General features: G+C 42.6%; 12 protein-coding genes. 11 read left to right on the top strand and 1 reads right to left on the bottom strand.

Annotated elements, in window-relative coordinates; all coding sequences use genetic code 11:
- Position 1 precedes the first annotated feature (1 nt).
- The 4 genes from ABDV94_RS19915 to ABDV94_RS19900 are packed head-to-tail and all read left to right on the top strand — an operon-like array spanning position 2 to position 15,433.
- A complete protein-coding gene (locus tag ABDV94_RS19915; RefSeq protein WP_343748983.1) occupies positions 2-985 on the top strand; it encodes a hypothetical protein in 984 nt (327 codons plus the stop codon).
- Position 986: 1 nt separating this feature from the next.
- Positions 987-1,724, top strand: coding sequence for a hypothetical protein (locus ABDV94_RS19910; protein ID WP_343748982.1), 738 nt, complete (start codon positions 987-989; stop codon positions 1,722-1,724).
- Positions 1,725-1,731: 7 nt separating this feature from the next.
- The gene (locus ABDV94_RS19905; protein WP_343748981.1) at positions 1,732-14,913 is read left to right on the top strand and encodes an RHS repeat-associated core domain-containing protein; all 13,182 of its coding nucleotides are present in this window, start codon (positions 1,732-1,734) and stop codon (positions 14,911-14,913) included.
- A complete protein-coding gene (locus ABDV94_RS19900; protein WP_343748980.1) occupies positions 14,897-15,433 on the top strand; it encodes a hypothetical protein in 537 nt (178 codons plus the stop codon). The genes ABDV94_RS19905 and ABDV94_RS19900 overlap by 17 nt, the downstream gene beginning before the upstream one ends.
- Before the next feature lie 361 nt (positions 15,434-15,794).
- Here ABDV94_RS19900 and ABDV94_RS19895 read toward each other — a convergent pair whose 3' ends face one another.
- The gene (locus ABDV94_RS19895; RefSeq protein ID WP_343748979.1) at positions 15,795-16,070 is read right to left on the bottom strand and encodes a hypothetical protein; all 276 of its coding nucleotides are present in this window, start codon (positions 16,068-16,070) and stop codon (positions 15,795-15,797) included.
- Between the two features lie 75 nt (positions 16,071-16,145).
- Here ABDV94_RS19895 and ABDV94_RS19890 point away from each other — a divergent pair, with 75 nt between their 5' ends.
- The 7 genes from ABDV94_RS19890 to ABDV94_RS19860 all read left to right on the top strand — a co-directional run bounded on the left by ABDV94_RS19890 (position 16,146) and on the right by ABDV94_RS19860 (position 23,590).
- Positions 16,146-17,201: an RHS repeat-associated core domain-containing protein gene (locus ABDV94_RS19890; RefSeq protein WP_343748978.1), complete on the top strand. Its 1,056-nt coding sequence runs from the start codon at positions 16,146-16,148 to the stop codon at positions 17,199-17,201.
- Positions 17,202-17,208: 7 nt separating this feature from the next.
- Positions 17,209-17,688 carry a hypothetical protein gene (locus ABDV94_RS19885; RefSeq protein ID WP_343748977.1) on the top strand — a complete coding sequence of 160 codons (480 nt, stop codon included), beginning with the start codon at positions 17,209-17,211 and terminating at the stop codon, positions 17,686-17,688.
- A 498-nt stretch (positions 17,689-18,186) separates the two neighbouring features.
- Positions 18,187-18,684, top strand: a complete 498-nt coding sequence (locus ABDV94_RS19880) for a hypothetical protein (RefSeq protein WP_343748976.1) — start codon at positions 18,187-18,189, stop codon at positions 18,682-18,684.
- Between the two features lie 67 nt (positions 18,685-18,751).
- Positions 18,752-19,246: a hypothetical protein gene (locus ABDV94_RS19875; protein WP_343748975.1), complete on the top strand. Its 495-nt coding sequence runs from the start codon at positions 18,752-18,754 to the stop codon at positions 19,244-19,246.
- Positions 19,247-19,419: 173 nt separating this feature from the next.
- A complete protein-coding gene (locus ABDV94_RS19870; protein WP_343748974.1) occupies positions 19,420-19,851 on the top strand; it encodes a hypothetical protein in 432 nt (143 codons plus the stop codon).
- 117 nt (positions 19,852-19,968) lie between these two features.
- The gene (locus ABDV94_RS19865; protein WP_343748973.1) at positions 19,969-20,313 is read left to right on the top strand and encodes a hypothetical protein; all 345 of its coding nucleotides are present in this window, start codon (positions 19,969-19,971) and stop codon (positions 20,311-20,313) included.
- 733 nt (positions 20,314-21,046) lie between these two features.
- Complete coding sequence (locus tag ABDV94_RS19860; RefSeq protein WP_343748972.1) at positions 21,047-23,590, top strand: ATP-binding protein; 2,544 nt, start codon at positions 21,047-21,049, stop codon at positions 23,588-23,590.

Raw genomic sequence — 23,590 nt, 5'->3', positions numbered from 1 at the left:
GATGAAACAAGCAATCTATTTGATCTTATTCCTGACTGTCTGGACGAACAGCAGTTGGGCTCAGAATTACTTAAGTAATTATTCTGCAGACAGAGCTTACAACTTGTGCTACAATGTGCATGATACGGTTTTCAATTCAAACAACGGGTTTGTTTGTCTGGGAGGAAGTTCTACGCTGTACTATTCCTTTACAACCAACGCTGCTTTTACGTGGGGAACACCGATCGTTTTGCAGTTCCGGGCAACAACGGGAGCGTCTCACGCCAGTTCGTATAAAGTATATGGTCCGTTTGAATCGGGAGAGGATTTCGGAGCTGCCATCGCAAATGGAACGGCTTCGGTAATTATTGATGATCCGATGAGCACCCCGACCGGATACTGGAAGCCGGTTGATCAGGTCAACACCATTGCGAATAAGAAATACATTCTGGCCATTACGGTTCCGGGGTGTAGCGGAACACTGAGTTTCTATACGCATGGAGCTGACTTCATCTGCAGCGAGTTGTTTGATTGTGAAAATTGTCTTCCGAAGTTTCAACCGGTAGATGACCGCTATGTGGTATCTGCCTGGATTAAGGAAGATAAGAATCCGAAGGCAACGACCTATACGAATGGATATTTGCGTGTTACTTCCGGAACCGCCGCTCCGGTATCATTCTACGGCTCCGGCCAGATTATCGACGGATGGCAGCGCATCGAAGGAATTGTGCATACGGACAATGCAGGAAACCTGAAGATTGAACTGCTTTCGAATGCCGGAGATGTTTTCTTCGATGACATCCGGGTTTTTCCTTTTGATGGTTCGATGGTCACGTATGTCTACGATCCGAAAACACTGAGATTGGTCGCCGAACTGGATGAACGCAACTACGCCAAAATCTATGAGTATGACGAAGAAGGAAAGCTCGTTCGCGTGAAGAAAGAAACCGAAAAAGGGATCATGACCATTCAGCAAAACCTTGAAAATACTTCAACCGGATTTTAAGATGAAAGGATATTTAGCAATTCTCATAGCCGTCACCTGGATAGGCAATGTGGGGGCACAACAACTCACAGAAATTTCTTCGCAGGACTTCCTGAAGGAAATGAAACCGGTGATTGAGAAAATGAACCAGAGCAACTGCAAGTTGAAGTTTAAGAAAGAAATCTACAAGGATCTTCGTACGAATGAACTGATTTCTACTAGTACAGGCGTTGTTTATTACGGTTCCGGGAACACATTCCGGATGGAAAATGAAGGAGTTACCATCATTCAGACAGGAGATATTTATGTCATTATCGACTCGCTGGAAAGCCTGGTTCAACTAACCGAACCGGATAAAAACTTTAGTCCCGCCATGGCAGTGGGGAACTTCAACCTGGAAGCGTTGTCCAAATTTAAACTGAGCTATTACAAAACCACAGCGTATACTACGTATAAGGTTATTCCCGACAACCTTTCGGAAGGAACGATCGAATACCAGGTGGACAATAAGTCTGGCTTGATTTACCGGTTCAAGGTTTCCTACCCGCCGGCAAATTATTTTTCCGAAACAATTGATGATGAAACCGTGGAAGAACCCTACGCGGTAGTCACTTACGAACCGATGGAGAAAATCAAGAATCCCGCAAAGCTTTTTGACCTCGCTCCATACGTTGTTGCCAGCGGAGACGGAAAATACGTTTTAAGCGATAAGCTGATCAATTATGAACTTTATGATGCAAGATACCACCCGATCAAATAAGAATTCAATGAACGCCCTATTTAGAAAAACAGCAGTCCTATTTTTGTTTCTGACAAGCTTTTCCGGCTTTGCTACCGTACTGCCTTTTACCAGCGGTATTGTCAAAACACCGGTTTCAGGAAGTCCGCAGGTTGAAAGAAACACGTTGACTGCAACAGCATTTACAACCATTACACCGACCTCGGGAAATACGAACTTCGTTGACCTGAGTAGAAAAGGAATGTTGAGTTTTGGTGTGGATCACCATTACCCGACACCTTTTACAGCATATACTGCTGAAATCACGGTGGTTGTGAAACGATACCCGACCGCTGGCGGAAGTGCTTTGGCAGATACAACCGTCATTATGGATGTTACGTATCAGCCGAATAACCCGGATTCGCTTACGTTCCAGGACAAACACACCGTTACATTCGGGAATGTGGAGGCATTTAAGTTTGTGATTAAGGAGATTAAAATCAATGGAAGTAATGTGGATATTCTTCCGGCGAACCTATACCTTCAGGGAGACGTTTTTGTGGATCGTATTTACGAATTTGAAACAAAAACAACGACTGTTACTCCATCTCAACTCGGGTTAACCATTCAGAACCTGGAAGACCTCGATTGTGATGGTTACAGGGAAAAACTCACGGTATCCTGGAACGCGATAGAAGATGCTGAAGAATACCAGCTGGAATGGGTGTACGTAAACGATTACGGTTTCACCACTACAGCTCCGAATGTTGATTTCCGGAATAATTCTACGCGAATTACCACCACGAAAACGTCTTACGATTTGTCTATGATTTTTGACAAGGGATACATTTGTTTCCGTGTACGTGCTGTGGGGCGTTCACATGTTGCGCCTTACCGCTTTTTATTTACTGCCTGGTCTACCAATGACGGTTCCCTTGCTGCAAATACAGTCACACCGAATTATCACATCACGACTCCGTTTGATCCATCCAAGAACTGGCAATACAGCGCAACTTTTGCCGAAGAAGGGAAGAAAAAAGAAGTGATTTCCTTCTTTGACGGTTCATTGCGCAACCGCCAGATGGTCACTAAAATCAATTCGGATAAAAATACCATTGTCGGAGAAACGATTTATGATCACCTGGGAAGACCGGTTGTTCAGGTGCTCCCAAGCCCGGTTACAACCTTGATGTGTAGTAACCAGGGTGCAGAAACGGCATTGCGTTATTATGAGAATTTCAATCAGAATTCGATTGGAAATCCCTATGCGGCGAATGATTTCGAGCAATTGAATCCGCCGAGTGAATGTAATCCGATGGCGGCTAACGAAATGGGAACCGGAGATGGTGCTTCCAGGTACTATTCTTCCCAGAACCCGAACCTGGTTGGAAACCCGGGGTATGTTCCGAATGCGGAAGGTTTTCCGTTCAGCCAGGTAGAATATGCTCCTGATAATACCGGTAGAGTGTACCGTCAGGGTGGAGTGGGCCGTGATTTCCAATTGGGAAGCGATCACGAAACCAAGTACTTCTACGCTCACCCGTTCCAGGAACAACTGGATCGTTTGTTTGGCTCGGAAGTAGGAGATGCGACACACTATCAAAAGAATATGGTCATTGATCCGAACGGACAAGTGAGCATTTCTTACCTGGATCAGGAAGGAAGAGTCATCGCAACATCTCTTGCCGGAAAGGTTCCGGATAACCTGCAACCGCTTCCATCTGCTGCAGAAGCAGGTCCGTTGAACGTGGATTTGTTGGCGAAAGATGCAACTGGAAATTCCGCTTCGAACGTTACTTCTCCGGATGGTAAATCGAAAGTCTTTAACCAGACCATTGCACTGAGTTCCAAATCGGATGTGACCATTCACTACGATATGAATATCGCTCCGTTTGAGAATACCTGTTTACCGGAGAACGTTTGTTTTAATTGTATTTACGACTTGAAAATCCAGGTACGAAACCTGTGCGGGTCATTGGTTTCTCCGGAATACATTTCCAACAAGAAAATCGGTCAGTTTACAACAGGTACAAATAATGAATTGATTTTCCAGACAACTTGTAATGCGTATACGGAAGATGATACGTTTATTATTGAGGGGCTGGAGCCAGGAACGTATCAGATTTCGAAGATTCTGACTGTAAACGAAGAAGCGATTGAAGAATATATTGACATGTATGTAACGGATTCACTGGATCTGAATACGTGTTTCACGACTTACAATGAGTACCTGAATCAGGTGGCTGCGGCTTCCAATATTGATAATTGTAACCAGGATTTCTCGTGTGCTCAGTGTGTGGCTGATTTAGGGCCTTTACTGGCTTTCCTGGAAGCTGGAGGAACAGAAGCAGAATACCAGCAGGCATTGGATGAGTGTAATGCTCCTTGTAAACCGATTTCATATTACGAAACCATGCGTTTGGTATTGCTGGCAGATGTCATGCCGGGCGGACAGTATGGTGAATACCTGAACAACCAGGGGAATGAACAAGTGGGGAATTTTCCGTTATCTGTTTTGAACCCGTCGAATACTTTGCCGAAAGCAAGTGCAACTCCAGCGAATCAGGCTTTCTGGAAATATCCGAAATACGATATAGAAGCAAGCATCCAGAATTTCTACTTTGAAGAAGACGGTGTGACGAAATCCCGCATTCCGTTGACCGGCGTAGTGATCAATAATTTAAACCAGGTGACTTCTTCAAACCCTGCGGTGGATGGATTTGCACCGATCAACACAAAGGTGTTCCTCGACCCGCAAACGAACGAATACTATACGTACCCTCAATACCTGGCAGATGTAGAGGATTTTATCGAGTACTACCTGGTAAACAGCTCTTGGGCAAATTCCCTGGTAATTTATCACCCGGAATACCCGATTTTGAGCATCTTCAAATCATTTACAGAGAAAAACAATCCAGCTGATCAATACTCTTCCGAGAGTTTTGACCAGGAAATGATGACCATCAATACCTTCCAGGATGCTGTTACGAACGGATTTATCGACGGTTCTACCAATATGGTGAATGCCTTTAACATTGCGAGTTCCACACTTCCGTGGGATCCGTATTCCGTTTACAATTCAGCGGCACTGCAAAGCAAGATCACCAACTATACCCAGATCAACGGAGTTTGGTTCTCCATGATGGAGGTTGCAGCGATGATCACGCGTTGTCCGAACGAACTGGTAGGGTATATGCCTTCCGCATCTTGTACCCAGTTCGGAACCAATATCGGAACCGACCCGGTTCATAATACAGAAATTCGTGATGCGGAATGGATGGCTTTCAGAGGATTGTATTATTCTGCGAAGCAAGCCCTTCAGCTGGAATATGCAAAAACACAATCATTGACCAATCCTTCTTATTACGGGTACAATGAGTGTATCGGAAATGATAACTTCAACCCATTTGAGAATGGATTCATCACCATTGCTTCAGGGTTACCGTTTACTGTAAACGGAGGATTCTGGAACACGATACAGCCTTGTAACATCTGGAATCACCTGAAATACATCAACAAGCAGAAACGTTTCGGAAATCCGGTGGATTATGTAGACACCGATCCGCAGCAGGCCGCTTACCAGATTTATCTGCAGACAGGACAATGCCCGGTAGGGTCGTCTTTCCAGTTATTACTGAACCAGGTGGCACAACAGCATTTGCTGGAAAGCGACCCAATCAATATGAATACACTCACAGCAACCAGTGCTGTATTGATGTCTGCCCAAAACTATGAAGTTTCCGGTCCGCTTCCGGCTTTGACCTGGCACCAGATCACGAACAGTACGGGTGTACTGGAAGTACTTTGGGAAGAAACAGCTACTTCTGCTCCATACGCCACATTCCGTTTGGTTCAAAATACATCGATCACGCCAACTTTTGCCTGGAATGAGATCATTGCCTTCAATAACCTGCAGTTTACCACTGTCAGCAGCGGATTGTATTCATTTACCGTCGATGTGAAGGTGAACCAGGGCGGAACTATTTTTACCCGTCAGTTGACCGGAAACACGACTTTGAAAATCGGAAACTGTTCTTTCCCGGATCAGTGTTTATTGAACGACCAGGGGAAAGCAGTTGAAAAGATGATGAAATTACTGGCTTCAGGTTCACAACTTACCAGCACATCTTACGTAACCGTTTCTTCTGCACCTTACAATTTCCTGTATACGCAGCAGTTCCAGTATACAGTCAGCCCAACGACTACAGGAGTTGCGAAGTTCCGGTATGTTCCTTCCCTTCCGGGATTTGAATTCCTGGACGGAACGACCACTTTGACACTTGGAATCAACGCTGTTGAACCGACAACGTTCAGCATGTCATCCATGAACCTGATCGCGAGTATTTCTGAAATGATTCCGGGGCCAAACAATACCTTCAAACTGGTTTGTCTGGACGCAAGCGGAAATCACCTGGTGACCCTGAGTTGCGATGCAATCCGTGCTACAGGAAGCGGCTTTACTGGAATTCCGATGGGAACATGCGGCCTGGCAGATCCGATCCTGTGCCAGGGAACAGAATACAAAACATTTAACGACCTGGAAGCCTTGTTTAAAGATGTATTGGTGAACCAAAATGCACCGTTTGATTTGGTATTCAGCCAGCAATGGTCGAACAACCTGATCGGGCAATTGCCGTCAAGTCCGGCAACGCTTCACAGTGTGGAATCTACTTCCGGCGGAAGAAAACGGTTGACCTTCACGATGCCGGGTTCCTGTAACCTGGTGTTGTCGAGCAAAAACACGTCGGTGAATTTCAATAACATTACTGCTGTTAGTGCCATGCACTTGTTACCGGCAACCAATTCCGGCGGGGCGAATTATGATTTCTATCTGAAAGTGACTTACACAAACGGTTCAACTACCGTGAATGATACGTTATTCGGAACATCGTGTTTCAAACTGAATGAATGTTCGGATTGTGAGAAGGGTGAAGCGCGTGATTATACACCGCAAGAACTGGAAACCATCACAAACAACCTGATGATTTCCGGAGTTCTGGAAGAAGACAATACCATTATTTCCTATGTGGATTATAAATCGGTCGTAGATGGAACCAATCAGCGTCTGAACTGGAATGAAGGTGATCCGTATTACTTGAGAGCCATCAGCTACCAGGATTACTTTAATAAAGGATTGGCTTATTCTATCGGAGGATACATTCAATTCGCAACCGGTTATGTGGAAGGAATGGACGGGTATTACCTGCTTGAAAATCCGTTCAACTATGTGGATAAATACGGGAGCGGTAAGAACCTGACAGCGTCCTATGAGCGCTATACGGAAGCAGTGAATAAGTACAACGATAACAGAACTGCAAATAACCTGCTTACGATCGCTACGGTTGGTCTTTTTACCTTTGCGCAAACGATTTATTCCGATGATTGCAGTGATTATGTCAATTACCTCAAAACGGAGATGAATCAGACGGCTTCTGTTTTGCCGGTAGATAACTACCCGAATGCACAGGATGCAAAGATTGATGAAGGCCAGTGTAAAGCATTGTATGTGAAATACCTGAATGCGTATCAAGTGTTTGAACAGCAGCAGCAGTCCAATGAAACATGTTTGAATTACCATATTACGATGCCTCTGGTTCCATACCAGGCATTTATCGATAACAACCTGTGCTGTTCTTCCTATGGAATTCAGCTGGTGCAGAATTACACGAATTCATTCGCCGATTCGACTGCGTGTCCGGGGCCGCTGCCTGTGGTGGATGACTGTACGTCTCCGGAGGAAGTAGATGCCGGAAAATGCCGTGAAAACTGGTCCTTGTATCTCAAGTACATTGATACCTATAATCATTCGGATTGGGCCATTGCCAATCATTCCGAACTGGCTGTGTTGTACCCGACATTTAAGACCTTTATGCAAATGGGGTATTGTGATTGTGTGTCAGACTACAATAATTACCTTCAAACATACATCAAACAAAGTACGGAGACAGAGCCGGAAACACCACTTCCACTGCCTCAGACTATTGATCAGTTCTGTGGTCAGACCGAACTGGATTATGGAAATACTCCGTGTCAGAATGAATACGAAGAGTACCTGCATTGTGTAGCGTTGTACAACGATAAGGCAGTAGAGGGCGGAAAAGAATATGTAGTGACCCTCGTGAAAATGGAAGCGTTTTATCAAAACGACCTGTGTTTCTGTGTGGATCAATACTGTTCGGAACTGAATATGGTCCTGGACGGATTGAAGCATTTTGAGCGCATGCCGGACTTGTATACGTTCTGTAAAGACAACCGGGAAGAACCGTGTGTTCGTGCAGGAGATACCATTGCTTATGAAACATTTGAAATGGAATTTGACGATCCGTGTACCGAGTTCTACCAAAGCAACAATGAGGTCAATGCATTGATCGCTTACAACGAACAGGTTCAGAATTTCCAGACCACCCTGGCAGAGCAATACATCAAACATTGTATGGCTGCGATGGAAAATATGACCCTGGAATACAACGAAATCGAACATCATTTTACCTTGTATTACTACGACCAGGCAGGAAACCTGATTCGTACAATCCCGCCTGAAGGAGTTGAAATGCTCGATATTTCGGATGCATCTTTAAAAACGAGAATCAAACAGGATCGCCAGAATAATACGCACCAGGTGATCACCAATCACCGCATGGCGACAACCTATCTGTACAATTCTCTGAACCAGCTGGTGGCACAGAACATGCCGGATCAGGATGCGATGAAGATTTTCGAAGCAGTGGCACCAAACGGACTGCCAACCGGGTTGAATACAACTGCCATTCAGATGGTGGATGCCAATATCGGTTACCTGACAGGGTATATTGAATATCCTTCGCTTCCGTTCCACAACCGCGGTTATTTGTACAAAACAACCAACGGCGGATCCAACTGGATACGGATGAGTCATGTGCTGGGGGCAAACTTCAAAGAAATTGCGATGGTGGATGCATCTACCGGCTATGCTGTTGCCAATGACGGCATGTTGTTGATGACTTCTGACGGAGGATTCAACTGGGATTTAATGGACACCTATTCTGCCGGAGTCTTTGAAGACTTTGCAGGATTGGATGTCGCTGCTCCGAAAGCATTTGCACTTTCAAAATCCGGGCGAATCCTGGAGCTGAGCGGTTCTTCAGTTGCGACGGTGTATGATTTGACATTACCTTCCGGTTTGACAGTCAATGAAGTGAAAGACTTCACTTTGCAGGGAGTTTCTCCGGTATCGGGAACCACCCTTTTGATTGCGAATATTACGAACAACGGTTTGACCTATGATGCTGTTTTGAGACGGGTAGGAGCAACAACAACCATTGAAAATTCCCAGGTAGCAGATTTGAAAACCATCGGATTCTACTCCAATGACAATGGACTGGCTGCCGGAGTAGATGGGAACTTATCTGCTCTTTCCGGTACGGGACCAGCTAATTTCACGCAAAAATTAGGACAATCCGGAACGGCTGGAACGATCGACCAATTGTTTATGCTGACAAGCCAAATCGGGCTTGCACGGATCGAAGAAAACGGAACCAAAGTCATTCGTAAAACCACCAATGGAGGAATCAGCTGGGATGCTTTGCAAAATGACTATGCTAATGCTTCACTTGCCCTGATCAAACAAGGAACTTCTTCGAAGGAAATCCTGGTTCAGGGGTACAATACATTAACGTCTCAATCATACACAAAATCCGTGATTCTGTTTTCGAACGGAAATGTCTCAGAAGTAGATCAAACGCCAAACATTCCGCAAGGAATTGAAATAAAGAACGTAACGGCTTACGTAGACGGAACGAATGTTACTTATTTCGGAATCGGTGCGGATCAAAAACTGTATCGTACCAATACGTTTACATCCGGTGCAGACAACGTGGTTTACACGCCGGTTTCCGGTGTAGCACTTTCGGGAACCTTGTCAGCGAAAAAGATCCTGGCTTTGAAAGACGGAAGTGGCATCTCCATTGAAGTACTGGCTTCCGACGGAAATGTATACCGTTCGGCAAGCACTTCCCTGACCGGTGGGTATTCCGGATTCACTGCTGTGAGCGGAGCAAGCTCCATTGCGGCGATTGATAAATTGAGTACATCCGGAGGAGAATACACCCTGGCTTATGCAGGAAATACACTGTATGGAAAAGCTGCAGCAAATACAACCTTTGTTGCTTTCAGTACGACGATCAGCCCGGGAACTTCTGTCATCGAAAACCTGGTGGTTCACGGAACGAAAGTTTCCCTGGTCGGAACAAACGGAGGCTTGTTTACCAGCACTTCGGGCATTGTGACAGTCGGAGCTCCGATTACCTTTACAGACCGTAAGAATCACGCATATACCGATCTGACCAGTATTCGTACCAATGGAAACGATGTGATCATCACAGGTAAAAACGGATTGGTAGCCTCCCGCGCGAAAAGTACGGCCGCAGCAACCAGTTATGTGCGTCCGGTGGGAACCACTGAAGACATCTATGAATCCGGCTACCGTGTAAACGGGTCGAATACCTTTATCGGGTTGGTCGGATCAAACGGATATTTCACGGAGCAACAAGTAGTGAGCGGTTCCTGGACCCAGCAGCCGGCTTTCTACACAGCTTCCGGAGTTCCGGTTTCCACGTTTGCCAACGGAAAAGACCTGCGCAGCGTTGCCTACGACGGACAAAGCGTGCTCCTTGCCGGAGAGCAGGGAATGGTCTTCTATTCGGCGAACATCAATACGGCGTTTTTGACGACGGTGAATCCGTTGACGGCCCATACCCTGAACAGTGCGGTATTTATTCCGGGTTATGCAGGGGCAAAAGCCCTGGTGGCAGGAAACCAAAACGAACTGATTTTGTATAATGCCCATTTGGGAACGCGCATTACCGGGATTTATCCATCCAAACTGAAAGACGTTCATTTTGAGAATAATCAATATGGAACAGTTGTCGGAGATAACTATTTTGGGCGGACAACGGCAACAGGTGCAACATCCTGGAGCGTCATTGCCCCAGAACCACTCAGCCTCGTTTCTTCCAATGCGTTCAGTGTTCGAAAGATCGTGACCAAAATTGCTGCTGACGGAACACCGAATTTCCTGATCGGAGTAGACAATGCTATTCGCCTGATGCAGGGGAATACACTGGTGGATGCAGCAATCTTCGGATCATCCATGCTTTCCGATATCCAGTTCAACAAAACAAGCCCGCTGTTGGGTTATGTTGCAGCTGATCAGGAATTGTGGTCGATTGAGTTGACTCCGTCATCATTATCTGCTTCAACGTTTGGGATCTCGTATTCACAAGTATACAATGCTCCGCAGAATATCCGCGCGATTCACATCTTCGAAAACCATTCGGTAGCAATGGCGGGAGAAAACGGGATGATTGCTTACCGGAAATTCAGTGACGGTTCTTCTTTCCTTCTTGCAAGCGTGTCGGGAGTGAACTTCAACGAAATCTATTTCAAGGATAATAAGAACGGATTTGTAGTTGGAGATGCCGGGGCTTTTTACTACCTCACTTCAGGCGACAACGATCCGGTGACGCATGAATTGAATGGTACGGTTGCTTACGATCCCGAGCTGACTTTGGATCCGATCCTGAATAACAACACCGGCTACACTATCCGTGCATTGGCTTTCAGCACGCTGAACAAAGCGGTCTACGGTGGAGAATACACCAATCCTTCCGATATAACGAGTAAAAAAGCCTTTGTGCGCAGCCTGAAACAGGAAAACAACCTCTACACGGCCCGTTTCTTCTACGACCGTCTGGGACGCATTGTGGTGAGTCAAAACAGCCGCCAGCTGGCAGATAACAAGTACTCCTATACCTTGTATGATGCGCTGGGACGTGTATACGAAGCAGGCGAGAAGCATGAAAACACGTACGCAGCTCCCTTTGCATCTATTTTCGGAACCTATGTGGGCGGATCGTTTGTTCCGTCTGTGATCGATGATGCCAAACTGAAGGACTGGCTGGACAAGGAATCAACCGAAACCCGCAAGGAAGTGACGAAAAGCTATTACGATGTGACGAACCCTGCTATTGCAGCCTTAGGATTGCCAATCACGCTGGACGAAACAACTCAGCGCAAGCGCATTGTACACGTAACTTATGAAGCGGTTTACGATGCGAAGGATGAAACCTACGATCATGCTACGCACTACGATTACGACATTCACGGAAACGTGAAAACCGTCTTGCAGGACAACCGTTTGCTGAAAGACATCACCAACATTGCACAGCACCGCTTCAAGCGGGTAGACTATGTTTACGACCTGATTTCCGGAAACGTACACCGGGTGGATTACGAAACCGGGAAAGCTGATCAGTGGCACCATGCATACAACTACGATGCGGACAACCGCATTACGGACGTGTATACCTCTACCGAAACTCCGGTTACGACCGTGAACAGTTCGATTGCGAGCTTGCAGAACGAGCCGGAAATCAATGCCCTGTGGTACAAGGAAGCCGATTATTCCTACTATGCGCATGGGCCGTTGGCGCGAACCGTATTGTCTGACGAAGAAGTACAGGGACTGGATTATGTGTACACGCTCCAGGGCTGGATCAAGAGTGTGAACAGCAATACGCTGGATGTGAACCGCGATCCGGGAGAAGACGGGAAAGGCCTGTCTCCGAACCACAACGTGGCACGAGACGTCTTCGGGTATAGTTTGCACTATTTTGAGCATGACTACGCCGGTGCGATCGGGGGGAATAATTCCTTTGTGGCACAACAGGCTTCCTCTGATTTGACCGATAACAGTTTTGACCTCTATAACGGGAACATTGCGCGAATGGTGACCACGATCACCGATCCGAATGACCGTACGGTATTGCCGTTGGGGAATGCCTACCGTTATGACCAGCTCAATCGCCTGAAAGAAGCGCGTAGCTATAACTTCCTGGATAAGGAATCCAACAGCTGGATGAATGGAGGAACCCAGATGTATTACAATGCCTTCCAGTACGATGCGAATGGAAACATCACACACCAGCTACGCCGCGATGAAAATGATGCGGATATCGATGATATGACGTATTTCTACGAAGGCATGAATGGAGTTTTGGATAGTCAATCCGCGAATCCATCCATGAAAGTGAAGCGCAACCGTTTGTATTTTGTGCGCGACAAAGTCGATTACGACGATAACGATATCAACCCGGGAATGAGTGTAAGCAACTATGCATATGACGGGGAAGGTCGCCTGATCAAAGACGAGCAGGAGGAGATTGCGCAGATCATCTGGCGGGTAGACGGAAAAGTTAAAAAAATTGTTCGAAGCTCCGGTTCTGCGAAGAAAAACGTATCTTTCGACTACGATGCCATGGGACACAGAATCGCGAAGCACTTATACAACTCAGAAGATACGTGGTTGAAATCCACCTATTACGTATTGGATGCACAGGGCAATACGATGGCTACCTACGAGCATGTGTTAGACGTGGAAAAGCAAACCATTACGTTCGCCCAAACGGAAAAACACCTCTACGGAAGCAGCCGTCTGGGAATGCACACGGAAAAAGTACCGATGTACGGTTCTCAGAACAGCACGTACTCTATGCGCAGTGTGACGCACCACATCGGGGAACGCACCTACGAGTTGAGCAACCACCTGGGGAACGTATTGAGCGTGATTTCAGATAAGGTGATTCCGCAGGAGGACGCAGGTGGTGGAACGGTTACCTTGTTCAATGATGAGTTTACAGCTAGTGGGAATCTCCTGGGTTGGGAACCGGATGATGATGCGATTGTAAGTAGTGATGCACTCGGTGCTGGTTTTACATTAACTGCAAGTGGTGGAACACTCAATATGAATTGTGGAACGGACGCAAACCTGAACGGAAAAATGTATAAAGCATACACTTTCACAGCAGGTGTTAACTATACATTGACATTTGATTATACCAGTACTACCAATTCGTATGCATTAGTTGGGGTATTTAGCTCAAGCTCAAGTATGGCTATAGCGCCTGTCAATTTCGGTTCAAACACAGTTACATTTACAGGAGATGGTCAATCAGGTTATGTTGGCTTCATTGTACAGGCTCAGGGATTGGCTACATTTGATAATATCAACCTAACTTATTCTTCGTCTGCGGCTCAGGTTTACCTGGCAGATATCCGCCACGCACAAGACTACTCCCCATTTGGAGTAACGTTGCATAAGCGTGATTTGAGTTTGACGAGTGGATCCGGAAATGTGCCTTATCGATACGGGTTCAATGGAATGGAGAAAGACGATGAACTCAAAGGTGAGGGGAATAGTTATGATTTTGGGGCAAGGATGTATGATTCAAGATTAGGAAGATTTTTAAGTATTGACCCTAAATCATCGGCTTTTCCATTTATTTCATCTTATTGTTATGCCGCTAATAGTCCAATTGTTTTTATTGATGAGAATGGAGAAGGTCCAATAATAGGTTGGCATGTTAAAAGTATGTCAAGAAATGACGAAACAAAGACTTATACAATTGAGTATGATTTAACTGTTTCTAGAGATTTTTTACTTGTGAATATGAGTTCATTGAATTTAACAAATGCAGAGGGCTTACAAATTGCACAAGATATTGCAAGTAAGTGGGCGGCTTCGGATTTTACGTTTTTAATAGATTCAAAAACTGCAGTAACAGAAATGTTAGATTTCTTAATTAGAAAGCAATATGGACACATACCTAAAGATTATAAGCTAGAGTTTAAAGTTAATGTCGATTTTATTGCAGGAAATGTAGCATATCAAGCTACTCAAGATCCTTCTAATATTAATTCGTCTGAACTTTTAATCGGAATTGTTGATCAGATATCACATGGATCGGGAGAAGTGGGTTTATCCTTAAGTAAGGATGCTATATTGGTACAAAAAGAGTATATTTCCCCTTCGAATAGAACTTTATCCAGTGGAGAAGAGTTAAAAGCATCTAATGTTCCTTCACATGAACTTGGTCATGAAGATGGGGCAGGTGATACCTATGATGGCCCATATAATGGGTGTGGTATAATGGGGAAGGCTGGTAATGTTTTTAATTTATGTGAAGCAACGAGGAGACAATTGGCTGTTCAATTACTTATCCGAGCCAGAGCGGGACATGATATTTTGATGGGAGAAAGGAGTGTAGCGGGATATACTTCTCCTATTAACCCTGAGTGGTATCAAAAAATGGTAAATTCGAAAAAAATCCCTTTTGGTAAGATCAGCATTGATCCTGATCTTAAGGGTACTAATGGAGAGAAACTTAAAGACATGAAAGTTGAATTTGGAGGCTAGATTATTTTTATTATTAATGATATTCTTGTTGTGTGGATGTTCTGACGAGCTCCCCGCAAAAGATTTGGAAACCGCAATGGCGGAAATTGAGAAAAATCATATGATTGACACTGTTCGATTTAATGATTCTTTATTGATTAGAAAATACACAGATGACAATAGACTCTTTTTATTTCGAAAGAAAAAAGAATTGGGAACACTTTTTAAAGTGGATGAATACTTGGAAATTTATCCAGATAAAATGAAATACTTGCCTAGGTTAAATGAATCTGATTATATGTTTGGGTATGGTGAAACAAAATTTTCTAATTCATGCATTATCTGTCATGACCCTCAAAGGATTAATTTGCAAAAGTGGGAGTATATTGAAAAGAGTGAAAAACCGAAGATATTGCTAGTGAATAATTCCAATTATTATTTTTTAAAGAGTAATACTTTTCACTGGAATTTATCTCTGATGCAGGACTATGAAAAAAAATCATTAAAGGAGTATATCGGTACCATTTCAAAAATTAGGTAATGTAGTGCTGTCTCATCCCGATTTCTATGGATTAACCAAATGAAAAGGAAAAATCTTTTTGATAAGCTTGATCTTTTTTAACGACTGCAAAAATTCTGAGTATTAATTTGTTTCTAATGGCATTAATTACAAGCATTTTGTTCTTTCCCTGACTCACTTTTCTAATAAAGTAGTCTTGAAGCTCACCTTGGCTACGTCTAAGTAATTCTTAGAAAACCGTTACGAAATTTCGTAATTCATTAAAAAACAAACGATTTAAAAACGAGTGCTTAGCAAGTGCTCGTTTTTTGTTTTTTTGAATACTGTGTGTAAGTAAATGAATAGCGAGTTTTAGACTCTTCAACCTGTTTAAGTTCTCTTTTCAATTACATTTTAAGGTACAATGGGTGTTTTTATTGATTTCACGACGTTTTTTCGCAGCTTCCAGAAAGGAAACTCTATGAGAAATTAATAAATCAGCACCCTCCAATACTTCGGCAGGAGTGTAAATCCCAAGTCCATAATGAGGTTTTTCAAAGTTGTATTCGTTCATCCAGTTTTGAAATTCTTTTTTTAATTGATCTCCGTTGGCAATGTGTCTCAGATACAAAACGGGAAAGGCTACATTTTTAGGGAAGTTTACAAATGCATTCAACATGTTTTTTCAGATTGGTTTTTTGCAATTAATTCTCATTAGTGTGAAACAAGTGAATGGTTTTCGTATTTTCAGCACGTGAAAGCAACTTTCAATGCTCCGACTTCTTCAATCTACCTGGCATCCCGAAAGGAACGATTCGGGATCCGCTATGCACAGTGCCTGTCCCGACCTGTAAGTGTCGGGAATTACTCCCCATTTGGAGTAACGTTGCATAAGCGTGATTTGAGTTTGACAAGTGGAACAGGAAATGTGCCTTATCGTTATGGGTTCCAGGGGCAGGAAACGGATGATGAGATTAAAGAGACTGGGAATAGCTTGAATTTTGAATACCGTATGCATGATCCGAGATTGGGAAGGTTCTTTGCTATTGACCCATTAACTTCAGACTATCCATATTATTCCCCATACCAATTTGGTGGTAATCAAGTAATTTTGAGTAAGGAGATAGAAGGACTTGAACCTAGTATGGATGCTAATAAAGCTACACCAGGGAAAAAGTATGAAGCAACAAATAAATCTGAAAATGATCCAAATGTCACAAGGTATTATAAGTGGGTTGCTCATAAATCATCCAATGGATCTGCTCAGTGGTTGCAAACATCTGATGCACCAAGAATCGTTAGGAATTCAATGACCAAGAAAACGTTGTCTGAAGGAGCTTCTAAACTTGGAAAGGCTGCTGCACTAGCACAAAAGAAAGCAAAGCCTGAGAAAGTTGGAACACCTTGGATGAAAACTGCTCTTGAAGAAAAAGATGCTAAGGTTGAAGAAGTACCATTAGGTTCAAATTCTGGTCCAAAGGTGGATGTATATCTTGCATCAGCAAATGCTTCGTCTCCAAATGAGTGGTGTGCCTCTTTTGTTCACTGGTGTTTGAAACAAAATGGCATTGAAGGAGCAGGAGCGGGTGGACGTAATTATCTTACTTGGGGTATTAAATTAGAAACTCCCAAGTATGGGGCAATAGCAGTTTTCAAGAGTGGACACGTCGGATTTTACATGGGGACTAATGCTGATGGGACATTAAAAATTCTTCACGGAAATTGGTCTAATAAAGTGAAAATATCTAGTGGTGTATACGACCCGATATATCCAGAAAAAATACAAGAGTATCGTTTTCCTAAATTATAATTCAATTATGAAAGTTTGTCTGTTTAGTTTATCCTTTTTACTGTTTTCTTGCTCATCTTCAAATAGTGAAGTGAAAGAGATAATTGTTAAAGAGAAAGTAGAAGATTCTGTTTCGAATTCGTGTAAAGCCCCTTTCCAGAAGTTTTGGACTTCTTTTGCCCGGTCGCTCGAGAATAGTGATACAATTGCTCTTAATAATCTTTTAGATGACACAGTGCTTTTTTATGGAAGAGAAGATCGTGATCCGAGATTCGATCTAACAAAAAAAGACAGAATAATGAAGGTGCTTGATATATATAATACGGGAGGATTTTATGATGATAATAAAGATCTATCTGTTAGTTATAAGGATTTTTTTCAAGGTAAAGAATCCTTAAATGAATATCGAAATTGTAAAGATGAACAAGAAATTAAAGACTTTGTTTTCCGAAAGACCGCTGGAGGTGAATGGAAATTGATTTTAGTTTATTGTAATACCAATAAGTAGTTATATAGGTAGTGTCTTCAAAGAGTTGGTATTTGAAAATGAAAACAACAACAAGTTGTTTTTCAGTAGATTATTGGCTTTGTAATACAAGAACAATCAAAAATGAATGAAGGTGTTCCATTGTGAACACCTTTTTTCGTTCTTAGAAATACTTAAAATCGCGTAAATGGGTATGTGATGTATACAAAAAGTTGTTCAAATGAATTTTAAAAATTGTCATCCAGAACAAGTGATAAAATATGGTAAAAGCAGAAAGAGAATTCAGAGGTATTTCTGTAATATGTGTCAGCACGTCTTTCAACATGAATATACTTATCATTTTTTTGGAGTTAATTGCTCAAAAGTGAGAAGCGAATAGTTGATTTACCTATCTTTAAAAGATGAATTGACCATAGAACCCACTCTTTCGACTATGAGAATCCCGAAAACAAGGGTCGACCAAGCTAATACAATTCGAACAGCCAATAAGAACGTTACCAACAAATTAATTTTTAATGTATGAAGATTATTATTCTATTTATTTTCGGTTTATCTGTTTCAAATCTGTTAGCTCAATCAGATATAATCAATTTGTCCGAAATATCGGCTAATTCTGATATAATTATATCCGAGCCCTCTAATAAAATAGTAAAAGGCTACTTCAAAAAGCGAAATTGTATCTTTTCAATGAAATTATTTGACCCGGAGTCAGAATCATTTAAGTTGGTGTTTACATCTTTGAACCTAAGTCATGACTGTTGGAACCCTGAGACATCAGATGAGGTTTATTTAAAAATGTTATTTTCTGAGTTAGAAATAGTATGTGAAAATTTAAAATTGAATAAAGAAATATGGATGCTTTTAGATGAATCCATAAAATCAAAAAATTATGAGTTTAACGAATCTTTAGGTGATGTAACATTAATTACCGGAAATGATAATTACTCTGAGGTATCAGTGAGAATAAATCATTTTCAATTTTATGGATTTACTTTTGATTTTTTAGTTAGGAAATAGGGTCGTGTAGCTAGTGTTTCAATAGTGTTGATAAGCCTGTTTCTAAGAGTTAGTCATTTGATTTTAAATGGAATTAAGAAAGTTAATACTAGTATGTACCGGATTATTGGTTTTATTATCATCCATCCAGTCAAAGAAAAGAGATGATCTCACAGGGGGTTATGAGTATGTAAGCTGTAGTTCAGCTTCGGTGAAAGAAGATTCAATCCGCTTTTTGCTTGAGTTTAATAACAACAGGGTAGAAGCGTTGATCTTGAATAAACATAACAAGGCATTTGGTTCTACAAGAAATATGAACTATCGTTTTATTCGTGAGCATGCAATTGTAATGGAATCTTTTGATCCCAGGGGAATGTCTTTTTCAGAAAATATTAAAACAACCGGTTTGTATAGTGTATTCCTTGATTTTTTTGATTTTGATACTTGTCAATATAAAATCAATAATGATCAATTGGAAATTTTCAAAACAGGTCAAAAAAGTTCATTTACCTTCAAAAAATTAGCTTGTACAAAGATAAGCAGGCACCGAATTTTTGGTAGTCCTCGTTATTGTGGTGAGTGATTGATGTTGTCCAAGCCCAATAGCGTTTACCTGAACTCACGCCTGAGTTATATTTAAACCGATAAATTCTTAAACCCAATCTGAAAACACAAGATTGGTTTTTGTAATTAATGCTCAGTAGTGTGAAATAGTTGAATGGTTTTTGTATTTTCAACAAGTGAAAGGAATTGATTATGAAAATATGGGTTTTTGCTTTTTTTTCAATCAGCCTGTTTTGGATCACGGGTTGTGATTCTGGCTCCGGGACACTTGGTTCTGCAGGAGATACGCACTTAAATTGTTCCGGTAATGATGTGCAACAACGCCTGGATGTTTTATCAGAGATAACTCCGTACCAAATTCAAGCGAAGGACACTGCAGCGGTTAATTGGTGGCAGGAAGGAGGGTATGATTTTTTGACCTATCGCTGCCTGAATCTTCAAAAAAGACTCTACATGATCACGATCGATTCGGATAGCCCCACGGAATCACATATAAGTATTCGGGCTTATTACAACCGAACTAAAAAAGAATGGGTTGGTGCGAAAGAGTTTACACCTGCCGATACTTACCGCGCAGAGAAGGCAATGGAGCAGTTGTCCGGTAAAATGAGCAGTTGTCTTTGAGGAGAGGAATTGTATCGATCGAGCCTCACTGAAATAATTATGACTTTCATTCCGGTTTAGGCTAAGTAATTAACAGTTAATTTTGATGCCATGAATCAACTCATGAATAACTGAAGGATGAATCAAAAAATAAAGACAATGCTTTTTTTGCTTGGATTTGTAGTGATAATGAGTTTATATCATTTTTGGGAAGAATATCATCGCAATGAAATGTTGAAGATTGGAAATGAAACTTTTGGAGTGATAGTATCGATTGATCCTCCACCCGTTCACGGATCTCCTTCAGCAAAAATAGCCTATACCATTAAGCATAAAAAGTATGTTTTTGATGAAGATGGCAGCTTTTCTTTTATGGAATTAGGTGATACCGTATTAATCAGGTATGCTCTAAAAGACTATTCTGTAGCTAAGGTGGTTGACAAGTATTATATGAAGAAATACAAATATCTGAGAGAAGAGTAGCTGCAAGCGAATGATCTAAAGCAATAAAATACCGCCATGTATACAATTGTTATTTCGATCGTTTGGGCACTTTTGCTTATAATCCATCTCGGATTAAAGCTAGATTTGTTCGTGTTACCTTTACGCCAGATACAGAGTTTAACGAATCAAACAGACAACACAAGAGTCATTAGTTATAGTCTGATACATTGAAAAAAGCTTATCTAAAATATTTTTCTCATTTAATATTAATGACGAAACATGATTCAAAACTTCCTGAAATGTATGGAGTTGCTTCCGTTTTTATGCTTAGTTTTCATAACATACTGAACGTAATAACAGTGTCTAATTTGATTATTTTAAATAAATCGTTCTTCATTAAAATTTTGCCGGAGGTAGTAGTGACTTTTTTTAAAAGTTACAATTTATCGATCGTGTTGTTTTTTTGTATACTGTTGATTTTAAATAATATCTTGCTATATAAGCAGGCAAAGAATCTGGGAACAGAATATGATAAGGTAAAATCAGGGATTTACGCGTTTTCATACTTTATTTTTACATGGTTTAGCTGGCTGTTTGTTGCTACATATGATCAATGGTGAGTACAGTTTTAAAGTCGAAAAATGTTCTTTCGGATGCCCATTCCACTCAGCTAATTCCCCGTTCCACGAAATCCGGACACCATAAAAATTCAATTTGAAAAGCATTTTATAGAAAAAATAGTGTATTTTTCAATTTGAAAATTCGTGTCGATATGAAAAAAAGATGGAACAATCTTCTTTTTGAACGCATTCTCTTTGCTGTCATCGGTCTGCTGCTGATCTTTGTTTGTACGACCGGGTACTGGGTCTACGACCGGCTTTCGCAGGTTTCAGAGAGCCCTTTGCCAACCGATTTGAAAGAAAATCGCCGCTTCATTGTGCGGGATTTGAACAACAACATGCTCAAGGCAGATAACCTCACGTATTCCTATCTCTACCAAAACAACGTGAATGCACCGCTCGATTTCGAAATCCTGGAATCACAGACCAGGCGGAAAATTGCCCTGCTGCAATCCTACAAACCAGCCGATTCGACTTACCAGGCGCAAATCCGGACGTTGAACGGACTCATCCAGGCGCGGTTTTTCAACCTCGATACACTCATGAGTATCAAAAACGAGAACCGGGTCAATGAAACGATGGCAATCGTTGAAAACGAGGTGGAAAATGCCAGTGAAATGGCGAAAATCAAAATGGAAATCCGGGACCAGGTCAATGCGCTTCAAACGCCGCAGCAACAGCCTGTAGCAACTCCTCCGGCTCAAGCGACCACGCCTGCTCAGGAAGAGAGTAAAAAGAAATGGTTCCAGAAGAAGAAAAAAGCAGAAACACAGTCTCAACCGCAAACACCATCTCAGCCACAGCCGGTGGTGCATCAGCCCGCTCCGGGAGTCCGGATCAAAGCTTCGGATATTGCAGTGGCAAGTACCAATGAGATTGCACAGAAAATCAAATCGGTAAAAACAGCGGCGGTTTCCAAAGAATCCCGGATGAACCTCTATAAACTGAGCCTCGAGCAGGAAAACAATTTGTTGAGTAAGGAGATCGGGCAGATTTTCCAGGCCATTGAACTTTCCGATAAAAAAGAATTGTTGAAGGAAACGCGTCATGCCAAGCGGGTTGCGGCAGAAACCAACCAGATTATTTTCCTGTTTAGTATCATCTCCATCCTGCTCATTGCCATGATCGTGGTGTTGATCATTACCTTGTTCAACAAAGCGAAGCAAACGAATTATCAGCTGAAGCTGGCAAAAGATAAAAGTGACCAGCTTACAGAAGCAAAATCTCGGTTCCTGGCAACGATGAGCCACGAAATCCGGACCCCGCTCAATGCCATTTCCGGGTTCACCGAACAGCTTTTCTTTGAACCGCTGAATCAGAGTGCGGCGAAAAAAGTGAAGATTATCCGCAATTCCGTCAAACACCTTTCCCAGATCACGAATGAGATTCTTGATTTGTCGAAGCTGGAAAAAGACCACATTCAACTGGAGAAAACAGCATTCAACCCGGCAAATGAGATCATGATGCTCCGCGAACAGTATGAACTGCAGGTGAGCGAGCGAAACAACCGCCTGGTGGTGGAATTGGATGAAAAACCCTTCCCGAATGTGCTCGGGGATCCGCTGCGTTTTCGTCAGGTCATTATTAACCTGATCAGCAACGCGAATAAATTTACCAAAGACGGACTCATCACGGTCGATTTGAAATTCAAAGAAACGACTCCCGGAAACATCCGCTGCCTCATCGAAGTGCAGGATCAGGGAATCGGGATGTCCGCAGCACAGAAAGAACGCATTTTTGAACCGTTTGAGCAGGCAGACCTCACCGTGACGCGAAAATACGGCGGAACCGGTTTGGGTTTGAGTATTACGAAACAAATCATCGACAAGCAGAATGGCTCCATCCGGCTGAATAGTGAAGAAGGAATCGGAACGACTTTCTACATTGAAATTCCGTTCGAAATAACCGACGAGAAAATCGATGCGCCGCGTGCGCCTTCCCGCACTGATTTTTCTTTCCTGAAAGACAAATGCGTGCTGATCGTGGACGATGAACCCTTTAATCGTACGCTCTTACGAAGTATGTTTCACGGCGTAAACGTGAAATTGCTGGAAGCAGTAAACGGTCTGGAAGCATTGGAATCGCTCAAAAATAATGATATCGATTTTGTGTTGCTGGATGTCCGTATGCCGGAAATGAACGGCCACGAACTGCGTCAGAAAATGGCGGAAATGGAAACCCTGAACCGGATTCCGGTGGTGGGGCTGACTGCCACGCTGGACGAAGGGAAACGACAACACATGCTCGATTCCGGCTGGACGGAAGTGCTTACCAAGCCGGTGAACCCGGAAGAATTACGCCGCATATTATTTCAAATATATAAAGACCACAGTATGGGAACTGAATTAGATGAGGCAGACTTTAAGAGCCTGCAAAAGCTGACCAATAACAACGATAGTTTCTACAAGGAATTGTTGCAGACCTTTGTTAGTTCTACCGAAAACGGTTTGTTGAAAATCCGGGATTTGATTCAGTCGGAAAACTGGAGTGAAACGTCTGAACTGGCCCACCAGCTGGCGGCACCGTTCAAACACTTCGGAGCAAACAACTGCTACACGACGCTTAAGGAGATTGAACGCATGGGAAAAGAATCCAACATGGATGCTTCTTCCATCAAAGAATTGATCGAAGTGTTCGAAGAGCAGGCCAACCACATCATTGTACAGGTGAAAGAAAAACTAAACGCAGAAAATTGA

The sequence above is a fragment of the Fluviicola sp. genome (assembly GCF_039596355.1).
Classification (GTDB): domain Bacteria; phylum Bacteroidota; class Bacteroidia; order Flavobacteriales_D; family Crocinitomicaceae; genus Fluviicola.
This window is presented reverse-complemented; position numbering and strand designations above follow the sequence as displayed.